Annotated in this window: 22 protein-coding genes and 1 other RNA gene; 15 read left to right on the plus strand and 8 right to left on the minus strand. The window is 58.2% G+C overall.

The annotated features are described in order from the left end of the window. Positions 1-161 precede the first annotated feature (161 nt). The 4 genes from H6G62_RS28540 (at position 162) to H6G62_RS06460 (ending at position 3,544) form a co-directional block, all read left to right on the plus strand. A complete protein-coding gene (locus H6G62_RS28540) occupies positions 162-1,394 on the plus strand; it encodes a D-Ala-D-Ala carboxypeptidase family metallohydrolase (RefSeq protein ID WP_190493294.1) in 1,233 nt (410 codons plus the stop codon). 15 nt (positions 1,395-1,409) lie between these two features. Then, entirely contained in the window at positions 1,410-2,195 is a 786-nt protein-coding gene (locus H6G62_RS06450; protein ID WP_190493295.1) for an RDD family protein, read from the plus strand. Between the two features lie 164 nt (positions 2,196-2,359). Beyond that, positions 2,360-2,695, plus strand: a complete 336-nt coding sequence (locus tag H6G62_RS06455; protein ID WP_190493296.1) for a hypothetical protein — start codon at positions 2,360-2,362, stop codon at positions 2,693-2,695. Between the two features lie 417 nt (positions 2,696-3,112). Further along, the gene (locus H6G62_RS06460; protein ID WP_190493297.1) at positions 3,113-3,544 is read left to right on the plus strand and encodes a pentapeptide repeat-containing protein; all 432 of its coding nucleotides are present in this window, start codon (positions 3,113-3,115) and stop codon (positions 3,542-3,544) included. A gap of 85 nt (positions 3,545-3,629) precedes the next feature. On the opposite strand, the gene H6G62_RS06465 is transcribed toward H6G62_RS06460, so the two are convergent. The 6 genes from H6G62_RS06465 to H6G62_RS06490 form a co-directional block, all read right to left on the minus strand. Continuing rightward, a complete protein-coding gene (locus H6G62_RS06465; RefSeq protein ID WP_199324789.1) occupies positions 3,630-4,916 on the minus strand; it encodes a SpoIID/LytB domain-containing protein in 1,287 nt (428 codons plus the stop codon). Between the two features lie 199 nt (positions 4,917-5,115). Next, positions 5,116-5,781 (minus strand): Na(+)/H(+) antiporter subunit B, encoded by a 666-nt coding sequence (locus H6G62_RS06470; protein ID WP_190493298.1) that lies wholly within the window; start codon positions 5,779-5,781, stop codon positions 5,116-5,118. Positions 5,782-5,794: 13 nt separating this feature from the next. Further along, positions 5,795-6,415, minus strand: a complete 621-nt coding sequence (locus tag H6G62_RS06475) for a DUF4040 domain-containing protein (RefSeq protein ID WP_190493299.1) — start codon at positions 6,413-6,415, stop codon at positions 5,795-5,797. Further along, on the minus strand, positions 6,405-6,686 hold the full coding sequence (locus H6G62_RS06480; RefSeq protein ID WP_190493300.1) for a monovalent cation/H(+) antiporter subunit G: 282 nt from the start codon (positions 6,684-6,686) through the stop codon (positions 6,405-6,407). Before H6G62_RS06480 ends, H6G62_RS06475 begins: the two co-directional genes overlap by 11 nt. A gap of 550 nt (positions 6,687-7,236) precedes the next feature. Beyond that, the gene (locus H6G62_RS06485; RefSeq protein WP_190493301.1) at positions 7,237-7,956 is read right to left on the minus strand and encodes a phosphoribosyltransferase family protein; all 720 of its coding nucleotides are present in this window, start codon (positions 7,954-7,956) and stop codon (positions 7,237-7,239) included. Between the two features lie 142 nt (positions 7,957-8,098). Then, the gene (locus tag H6G62_RS06490; RefSeq protein WP_190493302.1) at positions 8,099-9,082 is read right to left on the minus strand and encodes a glutathione S-transferase C-terminal domain-containing protein; all 984 of its coding nucleotides are present in this window, start codon (positions 9,080-9,082) and stop codon (positions 8,099-8,101) included. Between the two features lie 165 nt (positions 9,083-9,247). Between H6G62_RS06490 and H6G62_RS06495 the strand changes: the two genes are divergently transcribed. Both H6G62_RS06495 and H6G62_RS06500 read left to right on the plus strand, forming a co-directional pair. Continuing rightward, entirely contained in the window at positions 9,248-9,889 is a 642-nt protein-coding gene (locus tag H6G62_RS06495; RefSeq protein ID WP_190493303.1) for a MotA/TolQ/ExbB proton channel family protein, read from the plus strand. A gap of 100 nt (positions 9,890-9,989) precedes the next feature. Beyond that, positions 9,990-12,188, plus strand: coding sequence for a transglycosylase SLT domain-containing protein (locus H6G62_RS06500; RefSeq protein ID WP_190493304.1), 2,199 nt, complete (start codon positions 9,990-9,992; stop codon positions 12,186-12,188). Positions 12,189-12,209: 21 nt separating this feature from the next. Here H6G62_RS06500 and H6G62_RS06505 read toward each other — a convergent pair whose 3' ends face one another. Further along, positions 12,210-13,658 carry an amidohydrolase gene (locus H6G62_RS06505; RefSeq protein WP_190493305.1) on the minus strand — a complete coding sequence of 483 codons (1,449 nt, stop codon included), beginning with the start codon at positions 13,656-13,658 and terminating at the stop codon, positions 12,210-12,212. 60 nt (positions 13,659-13,718) lie between these two features. Between H6G62_RS06505 and H6G62_RS28265 the strand changes: the two genes are divergently transcribed. After that, complete coding sequence (locus tag H6G62_RS28265) at positions 13,719-13,853, plus strand: hypothetical protein (protein ID WP_277883004.1); 135 nt, start codon at positions 13,719-13,721, stop codon at positions 13,851-13,853. A 126-nt stretch (positions 13,854-13,979) separates the two neighbouring features. On the opposite strand, the gene H6G62_RS06510 is transcribed toward H6G62_RS28265, so the two are convergent. Beyond that, positions 13,980-14,993 (minus strand): type I glyceraldehyde-3-phosphate dehydrogenase, encoded by a 1,014-nt coding sequence (locus tag H6G62_RS06510; RefSeq protein WP_190493306.1) that lies wholly within the window; start codon positions 14,991-14,993, stop codon positions 13,980-13,982. A gap of 645 nt (positions 14,994-15,638) precedes the next feature. Between H6G62_RS06510 and murC the strand changes: the two genes are divergently transcribed. From murC to H6G62_RS06550, 8 genes are all read left to right on the plus strand, one after another. Beyond that, entirely contained in the window at positions 15,639-17,129 is a 1,491-nt protein-coding gene (gene murC / locus H6G62_RS06515; RefSeq protein ID WP_190493307.1) for a UDP-N-acetylmuramate--L-alanine ligase, read from the plus strand. A 67-nt stretch (positions 17,130-17,196) separates the two neighbouring features. Further along, a complete protein-coding gene (gene murB / locus H6G62_RS06520; RefSeq protein ID WP_190493308.1) occupies positions 17,197-18,162 on the plus strand; it encodes a UDP-N-acetylmuramate dehydrogenase in 966 nt (321 codons plus the stop codon). Positions 18,163-18,253: 91 nt separating this feature from the next. Further along, positions 18,254-19,087: a 1,4-dihydroxy-2-naphthoyl-CoA synthase gene (gene menB, locus H6G62_RS06525; RefSeq protein ID WP_190493337.1), complete on the plus strand. Its 834-nt coding sequence runs from the start codon at positions 18,254-18,256 to the stop codon at positions 19,085-19,087. A gap of 125 nt (positions 19,088-19,212) precedes the next feature. Next, on the plus strand, positions 19,213-20,028 hold the full coding sequence (locus tag H6G62_RS06530) for a YwqG family protein (RefSeq protein WP_190493309.1): 816 nt from the start codon (positions 19,213-19,215) through the stop codon (positions 20,026-20,028). Positions 20,029-20,334: 306 nt separating this feature from the next. Beyond that, positions 20,335-20,862, plus strand: coding sequence for a hypothetical protein (locus H6G62_RS06535; protein ID WP_190493310.1), 528 nt, complete (start codon positions 20,335-20,337; stop codon positions 20,860-20,862). Positions 20,863-21,009: 147 nt separating this feature from the next. Continuing rightward, complete coding sequence (gene mnmG / locus H6G62_RS06540; protein WP_190493311.1) at positions 21,010-22,935, plus strand: tRNA uridine-5-carboxymethylaminomethyl(34) synthesis enzyme MnmG; 1,926 nt, start codon at positions 21,010-21,012, stop codon at positions 22,933-22,935. Positions 22,936-22,964: 29 nt separating this feature from the next. Then, positions 22,965-23,061: signal recognition particle sRNA small type (gene ffs / locus H6G62_RS06545), an RNA gene on the plus strand. A gap of 150 nt (positions 23,062-23,211) precedes the next feature. Further along, complete coding sequence (locus tag H6G62_RS06550; protein ID WP_190493312.1) at positions 23,212-23,583, plus strand: hypothetical protein; 372 nt, start codon at positions 23,212-23,214, stop codon at positions 23,581-23,583. Positions 23,584-23,606: the final 23 nt, after the last annotated feature.

The following is a 23,606-nucleotide window of genomic DNA, read 5'->3' on the forward strand; positions in this document are numbered from 1 at the left end:
GGAGAGGGGCTGGGGGTGAGGGCGATCAACCGGGCCAAAATGGGCATTCCCCCATGGCGAACGGCTATATTAAATTTCGTGACTAGGCTCCCCCACTAGCCCAGGGAAAACCGTGCTAATTCCTAAATTCTGCCTAAAATTTGGACATATCCGACCGCATTGTGTCAACCGATCCGCAGGGCCACGCCATGTATCTCAGAACGAAGCAAGAGACCTACTTTAAAAAGCGCCTTGCCTCGGCGGATCAACTGCCAGAGGCGGAAAAGGTGCTGGTGCCGGAGGGGCAAACCCTAGATATTCAATACTACGTAGACTTGGGCGACCATTGGCAGGTGGTGTTGACGGCCCCCACCCTAGATAACCAGGGCACCCTAAGTTGGTTGGTGTATGAACCCCATGTGGAGGTGCCCACATCGGTGCAGCTTACGGTGGTGAGCGACACCCTCTTTAAGCAATCCCCAACCCTCTCCAGCCAGTTGAGCGATGCCCAAAAGGTATTTGTAAAAACGGGCACCCAGTACGATTTACTCAGCTATTTACCCGCCGCCGGGAACCATTTCAAAATCACCCTGGCGGGGGCCAATCTGGGGCCAGAAAATCGCAATACGTGGCACGTCTATCAGCCCGATGTAAAAATTTCCGGCACTCGCCAAGAACTGCGTGTGATTAGCGATACGTTGTTCAAACATCAACCCCAGATCTCAGCGGAACTGGGGGCTGAGGATAAGATTTTCGTGAAAAAGGGGTCGGTTTTTTGGCTGAATTCCTACGGCAGTGTGGAACGCAACCACCTCAAAATGGCCCTGGAGGGGACAGGCTTAGGCGATCAGCGACGCAATACTTGGTATGCCTACGTGCCCGATGTGGAAATCCACGGCAACGAACCCAATAACCGCCCCCAGGATCAAAGCCCGGTCAAGCAAGTCGCCACCCCCAAAGATCCCGGCAAGGCGATGCGGTTTCCGGGCTTTAGCGCCATCTACTACACCAACCATCCCATCCTCTGGAAAACCCCCAGCGGTGGCCCTGGGAATTTCACCTGGGGCGAGGCCACCCACAATGGCACCCGCATCCCAGAAAATCCCCAGGTGGTCTACGGCATCGTGCGCATGGCCCAAGCCCTAGAGGAAATCCGCCAAATCTACGGGGATCGCCCCATCACCATCAACTCCTGGTATCGGCCCAGGGCCATCAATGCCGCCGTGGGCGGGGCCAGCCGATCCCGCCATCTCCAGGGCGATGCCGTAGATTTCAATGTCTCTGGTCTCCATCCCCATGATGTCTATAAGCGGCTGGATAGCTGGTGGGGCAACCGGGGTGGCTTGGCCAGTGCCACCAGCTTCACCCATCTAGACAGCCGAGGCTATCGCGCCCGCTGGGCCTACGGATTCTAGGGGGAAACGGTATCCATGGGTCTGTTTAAAACCGTGACCATTCGCACCCCCGAAAGCATTGAACTTGAGTTTGTGCTGGCGGGCATTGGCAGTCGGGCCGTGGCCCTGGTGGTGGATTATCTCTGTTTGGGGACTGGGCTCTTTGTCCTATCGCTCATTTACAGCGTGGTGTTGGTGCAGCTTCTCGCCCTAGACGCCGTGCTGTCCATCGCCACCGAAACCCTCCAACTTTGGATCACCGCGATTTTTCTGATACTGCTGTTTGCCCTGTATATTGGCTACTTTGTGCTGTTTGAAACCCTGTGGTTTGGCCAAAGCCCCGGCAAGCGCTACACCAAAATCCGCGTTATCCGCGACGATGGCCAGCCCGAACGCATCACCCAAGCCACCCTGCGATCCCTGCTGCGCCCAGTGGATGACATCCTCTTTGTCGGTTTTTTCTGCATCATGCTCACGGCCCAGGAAAAACGGCTGGGAGACTGGCTGGCGGGCACCCTGGTCGTCCAGGTAGACCCCAACAGCCCCGGCCAAATCACCATCCCAGAACGATCCCAGGCCATCGGCCAGGATCTCCTCGCCCTGATCGACATGGCCCACCTTAGCCCCGACGACCTCGCCACGATTCGCGATTTTCTGCAACGACGCGCCCACCTCAGCCCCAAGGCCAAAACCCAGGTGAGCGACCAACTGGCCCGCCGCTACCGAGATCAGCTTCGCCTCGACTGTTTACCCACAGAAATGACCACCGACACCTTTCTCGAAGCCCTGTATTGGGCCTATCAGCAGGGAAGTCGGGAGTAAAGATTGAGGATGGGAGATGGGGGATGGGGGATGGGTAGGTTTCCTATTTTTCGTGGGTAATGTATCAAGCGGTCTTGACTATCGGCCTTGCTAGGGCTAAGTTAAGCCGGAAGTTGATGTGAATCAGCCCCCTTTCATTCAATTCGCCCCAAAAGGAGACAATCATGGGTCTTTTAGGTAAGCTTTTCGGCAAAAAAGAAGAAGAAAAAGCCGCTGCGGCTGGCCCCGTTAACGTAGCTGCTGCCGCCTCTAGTGCTGGCATCCCCCCCGAAAAGGTGGGCCTGGATGGCCAGTTTGACGAGAGCGGTCTGGCTAAGCGGGTGGCCAAAGCCCTCGATGATGCCAACATTTCCGACAGCGTTGGCCTGTGGGTAGCCCAAACGGGTTCCACCGTGGTTCTCAAGTACAACCCCGATGCCGAAGGCGTTCTGGCACAGGCCAAGCAGGTTGCCCAGGGTGTGCATGGAGCCACCGCCGTCACCACCCAGCCCAACAGCTAAATTGGCAAATGGCCCAGGGTTGACCTAGGGCTAAACCACAATCTCCCCAGGGGCGTTAGGCTCTGGGGGGTTATTTTTAGGAGTAGAATTGCGCCTTTGCCGCAAGGCCAGCCGAAACCGTCCCTAGGCCAAAGCGACTGACTAGACAGGCTTGTTGTCGTTTCGTTACAGTGCGGTGCTTTTCCCTAGCAGTTGTGGCGGCAATATGCAAGGATCAAGGTATAGCGCTTCAGATAGCAGCCCTTCCGGTGCGATGGTTCGGTGTGATCCGATGATGTCATCCGCGCCGCGTTTGATCCGAAGGGACTGCCCTGCCTCCCTACAGGCCCAGCCAAGATCGTTATCGCCCCAAGAGCCCTGTTCGCTAGAGCTCAATGTCCTGTCCAGGAGGCGCTGCACCCACCCTGGAGGAATGCCATGAAACTCGCCATTGCCCTCGGCACAGCTCTGGCTCTGCCCTTGATCCTTACCCTACCCACCCAGGCTGAAAACCCTGCCCAGGTGCAGCAACTCCTCACCACCAATCTTTGTGCGGGCTGCGACTTGTCTGGATCCGATCTCACCCAGGCCCACCTGATTGGGGCGGATCTCTCCGGGGCGGATCTCTCCGGGGCCAACCTGACGGAGGCCAACCTAGAAGGGGCGGATCTCTCTGGGGCCAACCTAGAGGGGGCGAACCTCAGCCAAGCCTTTTTGACCAACGCCATCCTCGACAATGCCGTTTTGGATGGGGCCAACCTCACCGAAGCCCAAATCTACTTTGCCGAGGTGGCGGGTTCCTCCTGGGTGGATGCCAATCTGACGGGCACCGAAATCGTCGGCACCCCGATCAGCATCGGCGGCGACTAGCGCCTCCCATGGGGTACTGGGCTGAGTCGGCTCCGAGGGGCTGGGGGTGAGGGCAGCGGAGACTTTTGGGGCTAATTAGCCCTCCCTACTGAACCACGAGCCGGGAAAGGCCAGTGTTGGGGTAATAGTTGCCCAGGATTTCGGTATAACCATAGCCCTGTCGTGCCAGTTCCATGGCTCCGGTTTGGCTCATGCCTCGGCCCCCGTGGGCGGATTGCACAATGGCGTCGGAGGCGGCATAGAGGGATTCTACAATGCCGCCATCGTGGCTGATGAACTCGCCGGAAGTCGCGGCTACAGCGGCCTGGGTGGTGCTGGTTTCCTTGGCGATGCCTAGGTAAGCCTGATAGCGCTGGGTGTTGTCCAAATCGTAGGGACGGTTGGCGTGGCGAACGTGGTGCACCAAAGCATAGGATCGGGCGGCGACAGCCTGGGCCTTGAGGGCTTCCAGGGGCCAGTTGACGTACATTTCGCTGCCCACCACGCTACTCAGATAGTCGTGCATCAGCACAAAATTGACGGCGGTGAGGGTGGAGCCACTGCCCATCAGCAGCACTCGGCCCTTAAACCACTTGTCCCCCACGTAGACATAGCCACCCTCACCGGGTTCTAGCCAAACGGTGTTGGTGAGTTGACAGCCGCTATAACCGAGACCACTGCCCTGGGGCCGCAACACCACGCTTTTTTGGGCGGGTAGGTTGCAAAACCCTTGACCGTTGAGATCCATCAAATAGCCGTCTGTGGAGGTCGCCACGGTGAGGGAACTGACGCCCCTGGCCACCGCCACCCGCATTTCCAGGTTGGTATCGATGGTTTTGGCCGGATCAAAGGCCACATTCACCGCAGGGCTAGGGGGGGCTGGGGGCTGGGGTACGGTGCGGGAGGATATGGAGGTCGTCGGAGCGGTTGTCCTTGGTGATGCACTGGTGGAGGGAGCGGTGTTGGGGGTGGCTGGAGCGGTTGCACCGGAGGCGGTAGACGCCGATGTCCCGGTCGCTGAAGAATCCTGACTCGGCGGGGTGGCTGGCGTCGTCGATTGCATGAACAGACGCCGCGCCCGGTAGAGATCCACCACCGACTGCCGCACCAGCCCCGTAGACTCCCACAGGGACGACTGGATCATGACGGTCTCGGTCGGAGCCCGCCAGAGGGAGGTGGGGGCAAGGGGGACTTGGGTTAGAAGAAGCCCAGCCAAGGCCATTCCCCCAGCCACCTGAACTCGCTGGGTGGTTTTGGCCTGTCGCCCGGTTTCGGGATAGAGGGCGGTTAGGCGAATCGACTTCAGGCGTCTGAGCCGCACGGGCCTTAGGGAAGGTCGCCGAAGGGGTTGCTGGCGGGCCTGGGGAGGCCAAGTCATCCAAAAACGCTTCATGCTCACGTCCTAAAGTCTGAGAAAATGCCTGAGAGATGCAGTCTGGGCAGACGGTCTGCGACAACAAACGAGATATATCGATACAAATGCCGATATAGAGTCCCCTACTATTTAACCGCAAACCTCCCAAAACGACCGCTTCCCTGAGACGCTTCATCATGGGGATGCCTCATCATGGGGACGCTTCACCACAACGGCCCTACAACAGACCCCGGTAGCGAATGAACAGGAGAATAGCCGCCCAGGATCCGAGGGCCACCTTAAGGGCCACCAGGATATTCAGCAGGGGAATGATCCCGCCGCTGATGAGGGTGCCGACTTCGCCCTGGGGCAGTTCAAACCCCACGAGGGTGACAACGGCGAGTAGGACGAAAATCAACACCGAAACCTTTTCCCAGGCGGCACAGCGCCAACGTTCGTAGATGGCCTGCATCCACTCCGAGGAAGGGGCGGTGATGGCAATCAGGCCAATGGCCGTCCCCCCCGCGACCCCCGCCGCAAAGCCCCCCCCTGGGCTGAGGTGCCCTCGAATGGCCAGTTCGATGCTGACCAGGGCGGCAATGGTAGCCCCCAGGCGAGCCAGCACGATAGAAGGCTCATCGGTGAAGCGGTAGAAGGGGGCATTGGGCACTTCGTCCGCTAGGAGATATTTGGCCCCCATGATGGCAATGGTGAACACGACCACCTCAAAAATGGTGTCGTAGAGGCGGTTGCGAAAGATAATGCCCGACACCGCGTTGGGAACGCCACTCTCGGCCACCACCGTGGCCACAAGGTTGGCCTGGGGAGACACCACCGTAGCATCGGGCAGCACCAGAATTTTGATAAACAGTAGTACACCCGCCACTAAATAAATCCACTTCATGGCCATCTCCAGGTCAGTGCAACGTTTCCGGTAGGGAGGGTGCTAGGGAAACAGGTTGCGTGACCTGCCCCTGGGGCAACGATTGAATCTTAGCTAGGTGATCCGGTAGCTCAGCGGTGAGGATGTCGTAGATCCGGGGTACACGCAGCGCGAGGGTGGGAATGGGGAGGGCGACATCGTCAACGGCGAGATCCCTCGGTCGATGAGCGACTTCGGTAGGCGGTTGGTAGAGACCATGGATAGCCTTGTCATCGAGCGCCTGAGCGAGGCTTTCCGGATCGGGATAGGGCACCAGTTCCAAACGCAGGTGATGGATTCGCAGCACCGTTCGCAGGGGGGTGAGCAACTGGCGAAGGGGATCCTCTTTAATCGCTAGGTCGTTCTCCAGCAGGCCCAGGCGCAACACCAGAGAGGATCGCACCGCCACCGCATAGAGGGTAATCGCCAGCATGGTACCCACCAGCGCCTCAGTAAGGGCCACATCTGCCCCGCCCAATACGGCATAGACTAGGGCGGCGACGGCCCCCAAAATACCCCGAATCACCAGGGCTTGGTAGGGGCTGGTCTGAATCATCAGCATCAGGGATGCCAAGGGAAGCAGCGCCACGATGGCGAAGACGTAGCTATCGGTCATGGCTGTCCTCCGGGGTGGCGCAATAGGCCAACACGTAGCCCAGCACGGTGTTCCACAGGGCCAGGGTAATCAGCCCCAACACCAGCAGGGGCCATTCACCGGGAATTTTTAGCAGCAGCCCTACCACAATCGCCATGGATCCTAGGGTATCGGCCACCGAAAGCCCGTGCAGCTTGAATAGCACTGATCTCGGCCCCAGCAGTGGCCAGGTGCCCCAAAACCAAAACACCACCCCCAGGGTGATGCAGCCATAGCTCAACAGATCAACCACAACTAAAATCTATGGGTTTATTACTTTAGATGTAGTTTACTCTATCTTCTGGCGATTGGGGAACCCCCCTGCCGCACTATTGTCAGCGGCCTTTCGTCTGATTTAGCCGACTTTCGCTGTGAGGTGGGGGGCGAAAGCCCTGGTGGCTGTGGCTGGAAGACCCAAGACTGACCGCCCTAGGTTCTAAAAATGGATGGAACGCGGGAGAGCAAGAATAAAAAGCCGGGTTAGGCGCTATCACTGAGGAGGAGCGAACCCCCACAATGTCCTGAGGCCCTACCCGGTCTTGGCTTTGGAGCACACGCGAGTCTACAGGATGACCTTATAGTCGGTCATGGCCGTGCATTCGCCAATACATGAAAGTTCTGGAAAGTTCTGGATCTAGTTCTGAAGACTGAAACAACCTTTGTTTTGAAGGAAAACCTTCCCGCAACCAGTCTTTGACCAGATGATTCGCTAGATTTTTGGGCGATAAATTCATCCAATTCATCAGGAACCCAACCCCATTCAAACGGTGATGGAAGCGAGGGCGTGTGCCCCAAGGGAATCACTAGTGGACGGGGCGGGGTGCCATGCTGCGGGCGACGGTGCAGATGCCTGCTACGGAGATGCCGCTTTGGCGGAGGACGGTGGCGGCGGTGTGGGCCGTGGCTCCGGTAGTGAAAATATCGTCTACCAGCCAGACGGTTTTTTGACGGAGCACCGGGAGGTGGTGGGGATTGACCTGGAAGGCTTGAGCTAGGTTAGCCTGCCGTTCCTCCCGGCTGAGGCTGTGTTGGGCTTGGGTGGCTTGCGCCCTCACCAACCCCTCCCCCACCACGGGAACCTGTACCACACGGCTCATGCCCTGGGCCAACCGTTCCGCTTGGTTAAACCCCCGTTGTTTTAGCTTGCTGGCATGGAGGGGAATGGGCACCAACACCGCTGGCCGAGGAGCCTTGGCCCCCTTGCTGCGCTGATGTTGCCGCCAAGTTTGCCCCATTTCTAACCCTAGCCAGTTGGCAAGTTCGGGTTGGCCACTGTATTTAAACTGGCGAATCACCTGACGGAGGGTATCTTCGTAGCGGCCCCAACTCAGTACTGGAAGGCCGGGGTGGCTGGTATCGAGGGGATCGGCCAACTGGCTTTGGCGCACCTGCCGTTCACAGGTTGGACAGATGACTTGTGAAGTCGTCCGCTCACAGAGGGGACAGGAACGGCTGAGAAATAGCCCCAAAAAAGCCTGTGCTCCCTGCTGCCAACCTTGAGTTGATCCGATGCCTACACCCATGTCGATGCTCCTGAATTCGCTGATCTGAACCTACTGGAGCATCCTGCTAGATGGCATTCGATCACCTCTAGAACGTCCCTCGAACGTCGCTGCCCCACCTGTTCCATTGTGGCGGCGAGTGGTTTAGCCCGTGAGCGTAAATCTATGCATATTCGGTGGGATCGATCTCAGACAGGTAGGGTAAATCGGGGCCAGCGGGAATAATACCGCCCGGATTGAGGGGGAACAGGTTGCCGTAGTAGTCGCGCTTGACGGCAGTGAGGTCACAGGTGGCCGCTACTCCGGGCTGATGGTAGAGGGTTTGGACGTAGCGGCACAGGGCCGGATAGTCTTGGATGCGGCGACGATTGCACTTGAACAGGCTGTAATACACCGCATCAAAACGAAACAGGGTCGGAAACAGACGCACATCGGCCAGGGTGAGGGCATCGCCACAGAGGTAGGCCTGGTGGGCCAGGGTGGCTTCAATGGCGTCGAGGGTATCGAACAGGTCTCCGCAGACACGGTCGTAGGCGGCTTGGGTTTGGGCAAAGCCGCAGCGATAAACGCCGTTATTCACGCTGGCATAGATGCGTTCGTTCCAGGCGTCGATTTCAGCTTTGCAGGGGTCGGGGTAGAGATCGCGGTCGGGATAATCGGCAAACTCGTTGAGGGATTGGTTGAGGACTTGGATGATGTCGGCGCTGTCGTTGTTGACGATGGTGGCCGTCTGGAAGTCCCACAGCACCGGAACCGTGGCCCGTCCGGCAATGCCCGCCTGTCGGTAGAGTTCGGGCAGGGTGCGGCAGTTCTGAAATGGCGTCGGAAATACCCAGCAGCCCTCGTTGGGGGAGGGTTCGACCACCACCACCGCCACAGCATTCTCTAACCCCTTCAGGGCACGGGTGATTAACGTCCGGTGTGCCCACGGACAGCCCATCCCCACGATGAGCCCATAGCGCTGGGGATCCGGAGGATGGGCACCCTGGGGTTCAATCCAACCCCGACACTGGCTGGGGGGCCGCTGATAGTCGCCACCCTCGGTGCTGGGGGCCATCTGGGCCATCATCCGCTGCCAGAGGGTCGTCCACACCCATTTGCCCGTGCGAATCAGCAGACCAGGAGGTAACGCTGTCTGCTTAGCCATATAAAAGCACCTATGTCGCCATCGGCCTCTACAGTAGCGCCCAACCTGGATGATTTACCAGGGGAATAGGCGATCCACAGGACAGGCGATCCATCAGAGAACCGCGATAGGGATCTCAAGGATGGACAACAGTATGATGGACAACAGTCATTCTTCACAGCAGGCATGGCAAATCTTGTGGCGGCGGGGGGCATCGTTATGGTGCCACTGCTCTTGTTTTCGGGGCTGACCCTGGCCTTGGTGGTGGAACGAGCCCAGTTTTGGTGGCAACTGCATCGGCAGCAACGGGCTTGGCTGACGGCGGTGCTCGGAGCCTATGCCGACCATCCCCAGCGGGCAGTGGCCCTACTCAAACAGCGCCCCCATAGCCCCATGGCCCGTATTTTTCTAGCCGCCCTCAGCCTGGAGGACGCTACACCCGAGGAATTTTCCCTAGCCCTAGACAGTGCCGCCCAGGCGGAAATCCCCCAATTGAAGCGGTTTCAGACCTGGTTTGAAACGGTGGTGGGTATTGCGCCCCTGTTGGGGCTATTGGGCACCGTGCTAGGGCTGATGGAAGCCCTGTCCTCCCTGCGGATGGGAGAAGGGGGTAACGAGGCCGGAGTCACCCTGGGGGTTGGTGAAGCCTTAACCTCGACGGCGGTGGGGATTGTCGTGGCCATGGTTGCCCTCCTCTTTGCCAATCTGTTTCAGGGGCTGTATCGACGACAGCGAGCCTTAATTCAGGAAACCGGGGGTAAGTTAGAAATTTTGCAGCGCCGCTACTATCGCCAAACCCTCAACCGGGAATCGGAACGATATCGGTAGAACTTTGAAAAGCGGCCACCCCAGGCACCCGAAACCTAGATTTTCTGCTACAACAACCCATAGCCTTCTAGCGCCCCATAGACGGAATTTCCTAGCCCCCATGCTTCACCAGATCAAGCAGCGTTTGCCTTTGCTGGCCCTAGCTGGCCTCAGCGCCCTGTCCGTTGGGATGGTGGCGGCCTTTGTGAACAATACCGATCTCACGGCTCCGGGGGGTGAAAACGCAGCGGCAGAGGCCCCCCTAGGCGGCCAGGGAGAACGCAGCCGTCAAGACGATCCGGTGCTGGATCTGGCCCTGCAATCAGCGGAACAACGGGCGGAGGCCTTGGCCCAATATGCCCAGGGGCGCGATTCCATCAGCCAACATCGGGCTAGGTATTTGCTGGCGCTGGATTTAATTGCGGCGGATCGAGGCGGTAGCGCTCTTCCATTGTTAGAGGGGCTGGAGGTGGCCTATCCCGAAATGGCCCCCTACATTTTGCTGGCCCAGGCCCAGGCCCAACGCGCCGCTGGCCAAGCCGAAGCCGCCCAAGCCACCCAGGATCGCCTGCTGACGGACTATGCCGATGACCCCGCCATCACCACGGTGCTGTTTGAATTGGGACAACAGGATCCGGCTCGGTGGGATGAATTGCTCCAGCGCTTCCCCGACCATCCCAAATCCGTGGAGGTAGCCCACCAACGGCTAACGGAGGATCCGAATCGGGCCGATGCGCTGCCCCTGTTGCTGACCATCGCACGGGCGGGGCTGCACCACCCCAGCGTGGGAGATGTGCTGCTGCGGCTGAAAAATCAGTTTGCCGACCAGCTTCAGCCCGAAGACTGGCAAACCGTGGGCTTTGGCCTCTGGCGGCGGGATGTCTACGCCGAGGCTGGCCCTGCCTATGCCCGTGCCACCCCTTCCCCTCGCAACCTCTACCGAGCGGCTAGGGGCTTGCAGATTGGCAACCAGAAGGATCGCGCCATCACCCTCTACAACCAACTCGATCAACAGTTCCCCGATGCGCCGGAAACTGCTACGGGCCTGATGCGCCTGACCCTCAGTCTGCCGGACGAGCAAGCCCTGGGGGTGTTGGATCAGGTGATTGCCCGCTTCCCCGACCGGGCCGCTGAGGCCATGCTGAAACGGGCGGAAATTTTGGATAAGCTCAACAGTGCCGCATCGGCCCAGGCCACCCGCGAGGCCATCCTCAAGGACTACAGTTCTAGCGAAGCCGCCGCCGAAACTCGCCTAGACAACGCCCGCAACGCCGCCCAGCAAGGGGATCTGGCCATGGCCGTAAGCTGGGGCCGCGATGCCCTGAAGCACAGCCCCGATGCCGACGATTCCGCCGAGGCGGGCTTTTGGGCCGGAAAGTGGGCTAGCCAGCAGGGCCAAAACGACGTGGCCCAAACCCTCTGGGAACAGGTGATCGCCGTTCATCCCGAATCCTACTTTGCGTGGCGTTCTGCGGTGTATCTGGGCTGGGATGTGGGCGATTTTCAAACCGTGCGCGACAAAGTACCCGCCATTGCGCCCCTCACCCGCCGCAACCCCCTACCCGCCGGGTCAGACACCCTCACCGAACTCTACCTGCTGGGCCAAGACCAAGCCGCCTGGGAGCGCTGGCAAACGGAATACGTCAACCGCCAAGACCCATCGGTACCGGAGCGGTTTGTGGATGGCCTGATGCGCCAAACCCAGGGCGACTACATCGACGGCATTTTCCAGGTGTCGAGCCTGTCTCTGGTGGATGAACCGGAGGAAATCGAAGCCTACCAAGCCCTCAAGCAAAAGCCCGACTATTGGCACGGGGTCTATCCTTTCCCCTACGCTGACCTGATCCAATCCTGGTCAGCCCAACGCCAACTCAACCCGCTGTTGGTGCTGGCGTTGATTCGCCAAGAGTCTCGCTTTATGCCCAAAATTCGTTCCGTCGCTGGGGCCACTGGGCTGATGCAGGTGATGCCCGATACGGCAGCATGGATCAAAGAACGCGAACCCAGTATCACGGACTACACCATTACCGACCCCCACGACAACATCAAACTGGGTACCTGGTATTTGGACTACACCCACGGCGAGTACGACAACCACTCGATGTTTGCCATCGCCAGCTACAACGCAGGCCCCGGCAACGTCGCTAACTGGATTAGCCGAGGGGGCTACCGCGACGCTGACGACTTTGCCGACAAAATCCCCTTCCCGGAAACCAGGGGCTACATTCAATCGGTCTTTGGCAACTACTGGAACTACCTGCGGCTCTACGATCCCACCATTGCCGCCCAGGTAGAACAGGTGCAGCAGCGCCATCAGTAGCCCCAAATCGACCTCCTATCCTCAACGATTCAGCATCACATTGCGGTAGTGGGGTTCAACCGGATGGTGCTGGGTTTGGGCTCTTTGGGGCGGGGAAGACGGTTGGAGCAGGGCATGGTGCAGGGCCGTCACATCCACCGTTAGCAGACGCCCTTGGTCAACGATCTGCCGCCCTCGCACCCAGGCAGATTCCACCACCTCCGTGGGCCGTCCAAGCACCAGTAGTTGTAGGGGGTTGGTGCTAGGCAGCAGCGAAGGATGGTTGAGGTTATAGAGGATGACATCGGCGTCAAATCCGGGGGCAATGCGGCCCGTGCAATGGCCTAGGTTTACCCCCCTTGCGCCACCCACCGTGGCCATCCGTAGGGTTTGGGCTGGGGTCAGCCAGTGGTCATAGTCCGCTTCGGTGACGGTGTGGAGAATCGTGCCCAGCTTAATCACCTCCAGTAGGTTTTGGGCATCATTGCTGGCGGATCCATCGCAGCCAAAGGCCACATTCAGCCCCCGCTGAACACATTTCAAGATGGGCGCAAGGCCACTGCCCAATCGCAAATTGCTGACTGGGTTATGCACCAGGGTGGCCCCAGCCTTGGCCATGCGGTCAATGTCGGCCTCATCAATCCAAACCCCGTGGGCCAGGGAGGTGCGGGGGCCAAGGCAACCCAAATTCGCCAAATGCTGCACAGCGCTGATGCCGTAGCGCTCCTGGGCCAGCCGATGCTGGGCGCGGGTTTCTAGCAGATGGGTGTGATAACAGAGGCCGTAGCGCTGGCTAAGGTCGGCACAGCCTGCCAGCAAATCATCCGAGCAGCGATGAAACCCCGTTGGCCCCGCACCGATGTAGATGCCGTGGTCAGGGTCGTGGAACTCCGCCACCATCGCCTCCATCAGCGCCAGCAGTTCCGAGGCCGACCGGGGCGAGGCGGACTGGGGCAGCAGACAACCCTTAGGAAATCCAGAGGCAAAGGGCAAATCCATGATCAACGGGGCCACCACCGCCCGCAGTCCCACCGCTCGATAGCCGCGCACCAAAGCTGCCACCGTTTCCATCTCCTGCCCGGGGATGACGTAGGCGTGATCCATCACACAGGTGCCGCCAGAGAGTAGGGTATCCACCGCCGTACTCACCGCCCCCCAGTAGATCTGATCGAGTTGGCGAGGGGTGGACTCAAACACATTGGCCAGCCACAATTCCAGGGGTAACTGGGGAATCAGCCCTCGCTGCCACACCTGGGAAGAATGGGTGTGACCGTTGACGAACCCCGCTAGTAGGAGCTTATCCCGCCCGTCAATCACCCGCTGATTCGCCGCCCTGAGCAGGGTGCCTGCCGAAGCCACCGCCTGAATCTGGGTGCCTGCCAGCAGCACATCCACCGTTTCTAAGGTATCGGCTTCTAAGGTATCGGCTAGGGCGTCCCGTTCTGAAGCATCACGGCGTAGGGTGAGGACTGATTGGATCAGCGTTTGCATGGGTCGGAGTGTCACGGATGGCTAACACCGTAGCGCATCCCTCAAGGACATCCGGTGACGATGACTACCGCCACACGACCGCCACCGCCTCTGCGCCCGATTCTCGGTACCCCCAAATCGGTACCCAAAAAAATGTGGGCCGAAGTGCAAGGACTCCGACCCACGGTTCACGATGGTGGGATAGTCGAGGAATGACCATCGAATCTTTAATCCGGCTGGCTTACCCCTAGTGTGGCCTGGGCGAGGAAACCTCGCCCCTACCATTGGTTCGGTTAGGCTTTGGATGTCCTCGCCTAGGCCCAATATCTAGGCCCAACTGGCCTACTGCCACTTGGTCGCCATCAGTTCCGCCAGGTCAACCACGCGCTGGCTGTAGCCCCACTCGTTGTCGTACCAAGCCACGACCTTCACCATGTCGCCACCCATCACCATGGTGAGGCTGGAATCGACAATGGAGGACTCATCGGTCTTACGGTAGTCGATGGAAACCAGGGGCAGATCGCTGTAGGCCAGGATGCCCTTCATGGGACCTTCGGCGGCTTCCTTCAGCACTTGGTTCACCTGCTCGGCAATGGCGGGCTTCTCCACCTGCACCACCAGGTCAACCACGGACACGTTGGGGGTGGGCACCCGCAGGGCGATGCCGTTCAGCTTGCCCGCCATTTCGGGGATCACCAGGGCCACGGCCTTGGCGGCTCCGGTGGTGGTGGGCACAATGTTCAACGCAGCGGCACGGGCACGGCGCAGGTCGCGGTGGCTGGCATCCAGCAGCCGTTGGTCACCCGTGTAGCTGTGGGTGGTGGTCATGGTGCCTTTGATGATACCAAAGCTTTCGTGCAGCACCTTCACCACAGGGGCCAAGCAGTTGGTGGTACAGCTTGCGTTGCTGACCACGTTGTAGCCATCGTGGCTATAGTCTTGGTGGTTCACGCCCATGACGTAGGTACCGATGCCGCCGCCTTTGCCGGGAGCCGTGATCAACACTTTTTTGGCCCCAGCTTCGATATGGCGAGAGGCACCCTCTTCGCTGACGAACACCCCGGTGGATTCGATCACCAGGTCAATGTCCCAAGCGGCCCAAGGCAGGTTGTTGGGGTTACGATCCGAGTAGCACTTGATGGTTTTGCCGTTGACGATTAGGGTATCTTCCCCGGCCTGAATGTCAGCGTCGAGACGACCCAGCATCGAGTCGTACTTCAACAGGTGGGAGTTGGTTTTTGGATCCGAAGTGTCGTTGATAGCGACGATCTCAAGGCCACTGTTTTCCCGCGTTAACCAACACCGCAAAAAGTTCCGCCCAATGCGGCCAAACCCGTTAATGGCTACTCTAATCACTGCGTTTAACCCTCTGTTGTACTCAGACTAAGTATCTATTCTTAGACGAAACCATAATATCGCAAAGGATGATCCACTTTATACAGAGTCGCCATACAGAGTCGGCCCATGGAGCTAAATCGATTCTCTATAGATGCTGAGCGGTGCTTGGCCTGAAAAACGGCGATGACCACCGCCCATGGATGCAGATCCGCACGCCATCGATTTAGCTTTGGCGATGGGATAGGGCGATGGGGCAGATGAACAGGTTCCACGTTCACCACCAGGGTGGGGACGATGCGCTACCCCCCTGGCACCGCCGATGATAAGGATTTCTGCTACTGATGACGATGGTTGATAGAGGATTTCTATGGACAAAATGACTATTCCGACCTAGGGTCAATTTTCCTCCAGGAGGCACCCCGGCGACGGAACCCCAGGGGTTAGCGACGCAATTATCTGGTTTTTACGGATCGGGGTTGTATCAAACCGTTGCATCGTCGCCCTTAAAGAGATGAACTATCGGACGAAGCTTTTGGGTGGCCTGCGGTACAATCGTCGCTAATTTTAAGGAATCCCCACCCCAGTCTTTTAGGCCAACTTAGCAAATCTTGCTATGATGACGCCGGATACGTGGTGCGGTGTGGTGTTGTGAAGGAGTGAAAGATGCCAAATTCTGTAGATTTCAACGGCAGGCCGTTCCATTTTATTGGGATTGGCGGGATTGGCATGTCTGCCCTAGCCTACATTCTAACGAAGCGCGGGATTCCGGTATCGGGGTCTGATCTGCGGCTCAGCCACATTACCCGCCGCCTGCAAGAGGCCGGAGCCCATATTTTTTGGCAGCAGGAATCGGCCAATCTACAGTACTTCAGCGACGCCCTCGCGACCTCACACCCCGGTTCCCAAGACGTTGTTCCCCAGGTAATTTGTTCCACCGCCATTAACAATCACAACCCAGAATATCGGGCTGCCCTCGCCTTGGGTTGCCCGATTTTTCATCGGTCGGATGTGCTGGCGGCGCTAATCAACGACCACCGCAGTGTGGCGGTAGCGGGCACCCACGGCAAAACCACCACTAGCAGTATGATTAGCCAAATGCTGCTCCAGGCGGGACTAGACCCGACCATTGTGGTCGGCGGAGAGGTGTCTAACTGGGGTGGCAATGCCCGCTTGGGCCAGAGCGAATACCTCGTCGCTGAGGCCGATGAATCCGACGGCACCCTGGCCAAGCTCTCGGCGGCGATTGGGGTGGTCACCAACATCGAACTGGATCACACCGATCACTACAGCGACCTCCAGGATGTGATTAATATTTTCCAGCAATTCCAGCGCCAGTGCGAGGTGTTGGTTGCTTGTATCGACTGTGCGGTGGTGCGGTCTAGCCTGCAACCCACCCTCACCTACAGTCTAGATGCCTCCACAGGAGCAACCTACGTAGCCACCGAAATTCAGTTCACCCCCAGCGGCACCAGCGCCACCATCTGGGAACGGGGCGTGGCACTGGGGCAGCTTCACCTGCGGCTACTGGGCGAGCACAACCTTAGCAATGCCCTAGCGGCGGTGGCAGTGGGCCGATACCTCGGTATTGCCTTTCAGGATATTGCCGATAGCCTCAGCCAGTTCTGCGGGGCGCGGCGGCGGTTCGAGCACCGGGGTAGCTACGGCGGCATTCAGTTCGTAGACGACTATGCCCATCACCCCAGCGAAATTCGGGCTACTTTAGCAGCGGCTCGTCTGAGCATTGGCCAAACCCCCAAGGTGTCTCGACTGTCCCATGGATCCCGTACCGCTGAAGAACGGCGGGTGGTGGCGGTGTTTCAGCCCCATCGCTTTAGCCGCACCGCCTCCCTGCTGACCGACTTTGCCGATGCCTTTGCCGATGCCGACCAAGTGGTCATGGCCGATATCTACAGCGCTGGAGAAGCCAATACCTACGGCATTTCTGGCAAGCAGGTGGCTGACGCCGTGGCCCGTAACCACGGTGGCGTTTGCTACGGTCACACGTTGGACGACATTGAAGCCGTACTAACCAGCAGCCTACGACCGGGCGACCTGGTATTGTTTATGGGGGCCGGTAATCTGAACCAAATTATTCCCCAGGTGATGGCCCACTATGCCGAGGCGGAAGCCCCCTCGCTCCAGGAAGCCTGTTAGGACATGGAAGGATGGGAGATGAACCGCCCGAAGATCTCTAGGGCTAGGGCTGGTTTAGGTGAGACCCATGACCATGACCATCGATAGCGTTCCCTTCTTGGCCAACTTGGCTCCCCAGGTATCGCTGCAAAAGCTGAATACCTTTCGAGTGGGAGGATCGGCAGAGTGGCTAGCTCTGCCGCGTCAACGCCAGGATTTTGAGGCTCTCTTGGGATGGGCCACCCATCTGGGTTTGCCGATCACGGTGCTAGGTGCCGGGTCTAACCTACTCATCAGCGATCAGGGACTACCGGGGCTAGTGGTCTGCACCCGTCGTTGGCGCAGCACCTATTTTGACGATGCCCAAGGCCGAATCACCGTAGCGGCGGGGGAACCGCTGCCGACCTTAGCCTGGAAGGCCGCAAAGCGGGGCTGGCGTGGGCTGGAATGGGCGGTGGGCATTCCGGGCACCGTGGGCGGCGCGGTGGTGATGAACGCTGGAGCCCACGGGGGTTGTACGGCGGATTCCCTCGTGTCTGCTACGGTACTTGATCCAGAGCGAGGGATCATCGAGGTTTTTCCCCAGGACTTGGCCTTTGCCTACCGTACTTCGGTGTTGCAGGGGGCGAGAAGGGTGGTGCTGGAGGCCACCTTTCAGCTCGAACCGGGGCACGATCCGGCGGTGGTGACAGCGGATACCCTCAGCGGCCTCAATCGACGACGCTCGACCCAGCCCTATGACTGGCCCAACTGCGGCAGCGTCTTTCGCAACCCCCTACCCCGCACCGCTGGCGGATTGATTGAGCAAACCGGACTGAAGGGGCACTGCATCGGCAAGGCCCAGGTCGCCGACCTCCACGCCAACTTCATCCTCAACCTAGGCGGGGCGAGGGCGGAGGATGTCTATCGGCTGATTCGCCACGTCCAGGAACGGGTCTATGACCGCTGGGAAGTATGGCTACACCCCGAAGTGAAGTGCATCGGCGAATTCCCCGACCTTGGCCCCATTCCTGGGGAAGCAGCGGAAACAGCGATTTCTGACACTACCTGTTAGCCCGTTCCACCGAATTTCCTCGTCCAAGGGGGCAAGGGTGTGAGAGGCTGAAGTATTGGCATCTTTGGACAAACTTCTGGATCAGCGCCCCATGCAGGTTGAATGGCACTCGGTAAAACCCTACGAAGACATCCTTTACGAAAAGGCCGACGGCATCGCCAAAATCACCATCAATCGGCCCCACAAGCGCAACGCCTTTCGGCCTAAAACCGTCTCGGAACTCTACGACGCCTTTGCCAATGCGCGGGAGGACAGCCGCATTGGGGTGGTGCTACTCACCGGGACTGGCCCCCACACCGACGGCAAGTACGCCTTTTGCTCCGGCGGTGACCAAAGCGTGCGTGGCCAAGGCGGCTATGTGGATGAGGACGGCATCCCCCGACTGAACGTGCTGGATTTGCAGCGGCTGATTCGATCTATGCCCAAGGTGGTGATTGCCCTGGTGGCGGGCTATGCCATCGGCGGGGGCCACGTGCTCCATGTGGTGTGCGATCTCACCATTGCCGCAGACAACGCCATTTTTGGCCAAACGGGGCCAAAGGTCGGCAGTTTTGACGGGGGTTTTGGGGCCAGCTACCTGGCGCGGTTGGTGGGGCAAAAAAAGGCGCGGGAAATTTGGTACCTCTGTCGCCAATACAGTGCCCAGGAAGCCCTGGATATGGGCCTGGTCAACGGCGTAGTGCCTGTGGAACATCTGGAGGCTGAGGGTATTCAGTGGGCTCAGGAAATTCTGCAAAAAAGCCCCCTGGCCATTCGCTGCCTCAAAGCCGCCTTTAATGCCGACTGCGACGGACAGGCGGGTCTCCAGGAACTCGCTGGAAACGCCACCCTGCTCTACTACATGACCGAAGAAGGGGCCGAAGGCAAACAAGCCTTTTTAGACAAACGCCCCCCCGATTTCCGCCAATACCCCTGGTTGCCCTAGCGATAATTGGCATAATAAAAGAACTGGGGCAGATGAACCTGCCCACCGCCGAGGTGCCCCGGATTGAGCCGACTGGATTGACTTTAGCCCCAGCAAACAGACGCCAACCCTAGCCCAGAAAAACGATGATTGATCCGACATTGATCGCCAAAATCCCTGAGGAATTTGCCGCCGTCAAACCCTTCCTAGAACAGAATCTTCTGTCCTATATTTCTCTCAAGTGTGAGGAGGTGGGACGCCTAGATAATGCCGCAGATCCAGATTTAATAGACCCTTGGGATAGCAAGGTTGGGGGGTATCCCTATCTGCCCAAGGGAATGGACTATCCAAAGGATGAAGACGCGGATCGATACTTGATGTTTCTGGGGCAAATTAACTGCGCCGATGTGCCAGCGCTTGAGGGATTCAATTTTCCAAGGCAGGGAATCCTGCAAGTTTATACTGGCTACGTGGTTCCCATGGGTGAATGGGGAACGACCCAACACTACATCCGTTATTTCTCAGAATTTTCTCGTGATGTTGATGACCTAAACACAGATTTCAGTTTTTTGGAGCATGATCGCAGCCATAACGAATGGTATACCTCCGTTTATCGCCTTAGCTTCTCCATCGAACAGGACGTTTTCTTAGACTACCGATCCTCTGTATTTCCAGTATTTCATCCCCTTGATGAACCGCAAGATGAAGTATGGGATGGGTTTTACTACGAATGGTTCTATGAACAAGAAGAGTACATGGCGTTGAAGGATAGTGGAAAACTAGGGGGATATCCCGAAGTCCATTCCTACGTGCCAGAAACCCTAGAAGAGGCCGAAGGTCAGCTTTTATTGGAGTTGGCACATCCCGATTCGGATGGGGTCTACTTCTATTTCTTTATCGATCCAGAACAGTTGAGTCAGGCGGATTTTAGCCAGGTCAGCTCCTACGTTATTGCCGTTTGATACCTGGAGTACAGCAATGCAAAAGCATGAAGGTAGAAAGCAGAAAGGGGATCCCTTTTCTGTCAGACCTTACGGGGAACGATCTGGGGTTTTGAAGCGCGACACCGACCGATTGACCTGCGACAAACGCCCATGATTGCCTCGAATGCCGTTGACGTTGATTTCCACCCATATCCCTGGTTGCTGTAGTGCTTACTGCCGTCATGCTTTTGTATTTCTATTAAGATTAGTTCTGGGTCAATTTTAGGTTAGCGATTTCGATAGCCCTGGGTAACTAGCCCTACGTAGCCACCGGAGATAATCCAGATGGAATACCTGCTGCTAGGATTTGTGCTTCTATACTTTGTGGCAGCGGGGGTGGTCAGTTGGGCCAAAAGCGGATCCTTTGCTTTTCTGGGATGGATGGTGCTGGCGGTTGCGGTGGCAACGATTTTAGGGTTGGGCTTAGGTATCTTCATCCTCCAGACCTTTGCCCCAGAAACCTTTGAAAGCCAGGGCGGTGGCATTGCCTTTTTAGTATTTTTTGTGCCTCTGTTTGTGGGTTCTGGTCTTTTGATTGGGGTATGGTCTGTGGCCTGGGGCTATTGGTTTGGAGCTAGCCAGCACAATTTCTTGCTCTGGCAAGGGATTGGTTTACTGGGCAGCAGCCTAGTGGGGGCCGTACTGCCGCTGATCGTGGTGATCGTTTTCAGCACCATTGCCCAGTGGTTGCTGCCTACCAGCAGTGATCGTGCTACCCCAGCTATCCTAGGTGCCCTTGTGGGCAGTTGCCTTAGCCCTGCCCTAGTCCATGGCCTGATCGCTTGGGTCGTTGGCCGATCCTCCTCGTCATAGCCCAGGGGGAAGTCTAGATAAACACCAGGGTAAAACCCGGAGCAGCCTATGATCACCCAGTCGAAAAACTCAACCAAAATCCCTAGAACTGAACCGCTAGAATTGATATAACGTTCTGTTCATTGACTGCCCTGTTGCCCAACGCCCATGATTGCCCCCGATACCGCTGAGTTTTTGGATGAATACGATGTTGTTGTGGTCGGTGCGGGGCATTCCGGCTGTGAGGCGGCTTTAGCATCGGCGCGCCTGGGCTGTCGCACGTTGATGATTACCCTGAATTTGGACAAAATTGCGTGGCAGCCCTGCAATCCGGCGGTGGGCGGCCCTGCCAAGTCTCAGCTTACCCATGAGGTGGATGCCCTGGGGGGCGAAATTGGCAAAATGGCCGACCGCACCTACCTGCAAAAGCGGATTCTGAACAATTCCCGTGGCCCTGCGGTGTGGGCCTTGCGGGCGCAGACCGACAAGCGCGAATACGCCGCCGTGATGAAGACCCTCGTGGAAAACCAGGAAAACCTGACCCTCCGCGAGGGCATGGTGACGGACTTGGTGCTGGGGCCAAACGACGAAGTAATCGGCATTCAGACCTATTTTGGCGTCACCTTTGGCTGTCGGGCAGTAATTCTCACCACGGGTACTTTCCTGGGCGGTACGATTTGGATTGGCGACAAATCCATGGCCGCTGGACGGGCCGGAGAATTTGCCGCCGAAGGGCTGACCGACACTCTGAATCAATTGGGCTTTGAAACCGGACGGCTAAAAACGGGCACCCCAGCACGGGTAGACCGTCGTTCCATCAACTTCGACATTTTGGAACCCCAACCCGGTGATGAGGACGTGCGCTGGTTCAGCTTTGACCCAGGGGTGTGGGTCGAGCGCGAGCAAATGCCCTGCCACCTCACCCGCACCACCGCCGAAACCCATCGCCTGATCCAAGAGAACATTCACCTGTCGCCCATCTACGGCGGCTGGGTGGATTCTAAAGGCCCCCGCTATTGCCCCAGCATTGAGGACAAAATCGTTCGCTTTGCCGACAAGGAAAGCCACCAGATTTTCCTCGAACCCGAAGGGCGCGACATCCCCGAAATCTACGTTCAGGGATTTTCGACCGGACTGCCAGAAAAGCTGCAACTGGCTATGCTGCGTACTCTGCCCGGTTTGGAGCACTGTGCCATGCTGCGCCCCGCCTACGCCGTAGAGTACGACTATCTGCCCGCCACCCAGTGCTACCCCACCATGATGACCAAACGGGTGGAGGGGCTGTTCTGCGCCGGACAGATCAACGGCACCACCGGATACGAAGAAGCCGCCGCCCAGGGGTTTGTGGCCGGGGTTAACGCCGCCCGCCTGGTGCAGGGCCAAGACCTGCTGATTCTGCCCCGCGAAGGCAGCTACATCGGCACCCTGCTAGACGACCTCTGTACCAAGGATCTGCGGGAACCCTACCGAATGCTGACCTCCCGGTCGGAGTATCGCCTACTGCTGCGCTCGGATAACGCCGATCAGCGGCTAACTCCCCTAGGTCGAGAAATCGGCCTGATCGACGACCGCCGCTGGAACTTGTTTACCCGCAAGTACGACCACATCGCCGCCGAAAAAGAGCGTCTGCACAGCACCCGCGTCAAGGAAAACGATCCCGTTGGCCAGCAAATTGCCGCCGACACCGATCAGCGCATCAAAGGTTCCATCACCCTGGCCGACCTGCTGCGTCGTCCGGGCTTCCATTATGTGGATTTGGATCGCTACGGCCTGGGCAATCCTGACCTCAACCGCGAGGAGAAGGAAGGGGCTGAAATCGACATTAAATACTCCGGCTACATTCAGCGGCAGCAAAACCAGATTGACCAAATCGCCAAAAACGCCAACCGCAAACTGCCCGAAACCCTGGATTACCTAGCCATCGATACCCTCTCCAAAGAGGCCCGTGAAAAGCTCAACCAGGTGAAACCCCTCACCATCGGCCAAGCCTCCCGCATTGGGGGGGTGAACCCTGCCGACGTGAACGCCCTGCTGGTGCATTTGGAAATTCAGGCTCGCCGCAGGGCTGATGCTCCGGCCTTGGCAGGTTCCTAAACCGTGCCTAGAGGTGCTATGCTGAAGATGACTCGGACCCATGCGGTCGCAACGCCCAAATCATGTCAGGACCGGAAGGTAGCAGCATTACGGGATGCTTGTGATAGGCGTGGACTCCGGGTCTTTTGCGTTTTTAGGGATGTTTCAGGGTAGGGCCGTCGCCGATTGTCGCCGTTTCTGGCCACGGATGGTTCTGATATCCCCCCTAGGCATTCTGTCGGATGGCCTCCTAAGCTAGGAACAGTACGCATCGGTTAATCGGCAAGGGAGGAGAGCATGGCTGGTTTTGGAGATGTCGTTAAAAAAGCCTTTTACTTGGGTGTCGGGGTAGCCTCCTACGCGGGCGAGAAAGCAGGTCACACCCTGAAGGATTTGCAAGAGCAGACCCAGGTGGTGGTGAATGAGTTGGTGGCCCGTGGGGAAATGACCGCCGAAGAAGCTCAGCGTCTCGTTAACGACATGGTGAGCCGTGCCCAGGAAGTCATGCCTGAGGGCGAAAAGCCGTCTGAACCCCGCCGGATTGAAATCCTCGACGATGAGCCTAGCCCCCCAGCCCCATCGGCAGACCCCGCCGAGGTGCTGCGTCAACAGGTGGCGACCCTACGCCAAGAGCTAGATGCCCTCAAACGTAAAGCCAGTAATCCTTAGGGACGTACCCTGAGTGCGTGGCC

Origin of the sequence: Phormidium sp. FACHB-1136 (assembly GCF_014697375.1) — a bacterium.
Classification (GTDB): domain Bacteria; phylum Cyanobacteriota; class Cyanobacteriia; order Phormidesmidales; family Phormidesmidaceae; genus Nodosilinea.

What these genes read in the sequence shown, in the direction of transcription:
- H6G62_RS06450 (WP_190493295.1), top strand. Translation starts at nt 1,410, where the DNA reads ATGGGTCTGTTTAAAACCGTGACCATTCGCACCCCCGAAAGCATTGAA.
- H6G62_RS06455 (WP_190493296.1), top strand. Translation starts at nt 2,360, where the DNA reads ATGGGTCTTTTAGGTAAGCTTTTCGGCAAAAAAGAAGAAGAAAAAGCC.
- H6G62_RS06460 (WP_190493297.1), top strand. Translation starts at nt 3,113, where the DNA reads ATGAAACTCGCCATTGCCCTCGGCACAGCTCTGGCTCTGCCCTTGATC.
- H6G62_RS06465 (WP_199324789.1), bottom strand. Translation starts at nt 4,916, where the DNA reads ATGAAGCGTTTTTGGATGACTTGGCCTCCCCAGGCCCGCCAGCAACCC.
- H6G62_RS06470 (WP_190493298.1), bottom strand. Translation starts at nt 5,781, where the DNA reads ATGAAGTGGATTTATTTAGTGGCGGGTGTACTACTGTTTATCAAAATT.
- H6G62_RS06475 (WP_190493299.1), bottom strand. Translation starts at nt 6,415, where the DNA reads ATGACCGATAGCTACGTCTTCGCCATCGTGGCGCTGCTTCCCTTGGCA.
- H6G62_RS06485 (WP_190493301.1), bottom strand. Translation starts at nt 7,956, where the DNA reads ATGGGTGTAGGCATCGGATCAACTCAAGGTTGGCAGCAGGGAGCACAG.
- H6G62_RS06490 (WP_190493302.1), bottom strand. Translation starts at nt 9,082, where the DNA reads ATGGCTAAGCAGACAGCGTTACCTCCTGGTCTGCTGATTCGCACGGGC.
- H6G62_RS06495 (WP_190493303.1), top strand. Translation starts at nt 9,248, where the DNA reads ATGGCAAATCTTGTGGCGGCGGGGGGCATCGTTATGGTGCCACTGCTC.
- H6G62_RS06500 (WP_190493304.1), top strand. Translation starts at nt 9,990, where the DNA reads ATGCTTCACCAGATCAAGCAGCGTTTGCCTTTGCTGGCCCTAGCTGGC.
- H6G62_RS06505 (WP_190493305.1), bottom strand. Translation starts at nt 13,658, where the DNA reads ATGCAAACGCTGATCCAATCAGTCCTCACCCTACGCCGTGATGCTTCA.
- H6G62_RS28265 (WP_277883004.1), top strand. Translation starts at nt 13,719, where the DNA reads ATGACTACCGCCACACGACCGCCACCGCCTCTGCGCCCGATTCTCGGT.
- murC (WP_190493307.1), top strand. Translation starts at nt 15,639, where the DNA reads ATGCCAAATTCTGTAGATTTCAACGGCAGGCCGTTCCATTTTATTGGG.
- murB (WP_190493308.1), top strand. Translation starts at nt 17,197, where the DNA reads ATGACCATGACCATCGATAGCGTTCCCTTCTTGGCCAACTTGGCTCCC.
- menB (WP_190493337.1), top strand. Translation starts at nt 18,254, where the DNA reads ATGCAGGTTGAATGGCACTCGGTAAAACCCTACGAAGACATCCTTTAC.
- H6G62_RS06530 (WP_190493309.1), top strand. Translation starts at nt 19,213, where the DNA reads ATGATTGATCCGACATTGATCGCCAAAATCCCTGAGGAATTTGCCGCC.
- H6G62_RS06535 (WP_190493310.1), top strand. Translation starts at nt 20,335, where the DNA reads ATGGAATACCTGCTGCTAGGATTTGTGCTTCTATACTTTGTGGCAGCG.
- mnmG (WP_190493311.1), top strand. Translation starts at nt 21,010, where the DNA reads ATGATTGCCCCCGATACCGCTGAGTTTTTGGATGAATACGATGTTGTT.
- H6G62_RS06550 (WP_190493312.1), top strand. Translation starts at nt 23,212, where the DNA reads ATGGCTGGTTTTGGAGATGTCGTTAAAAAAGCCTTTTACTTGGGTGTC.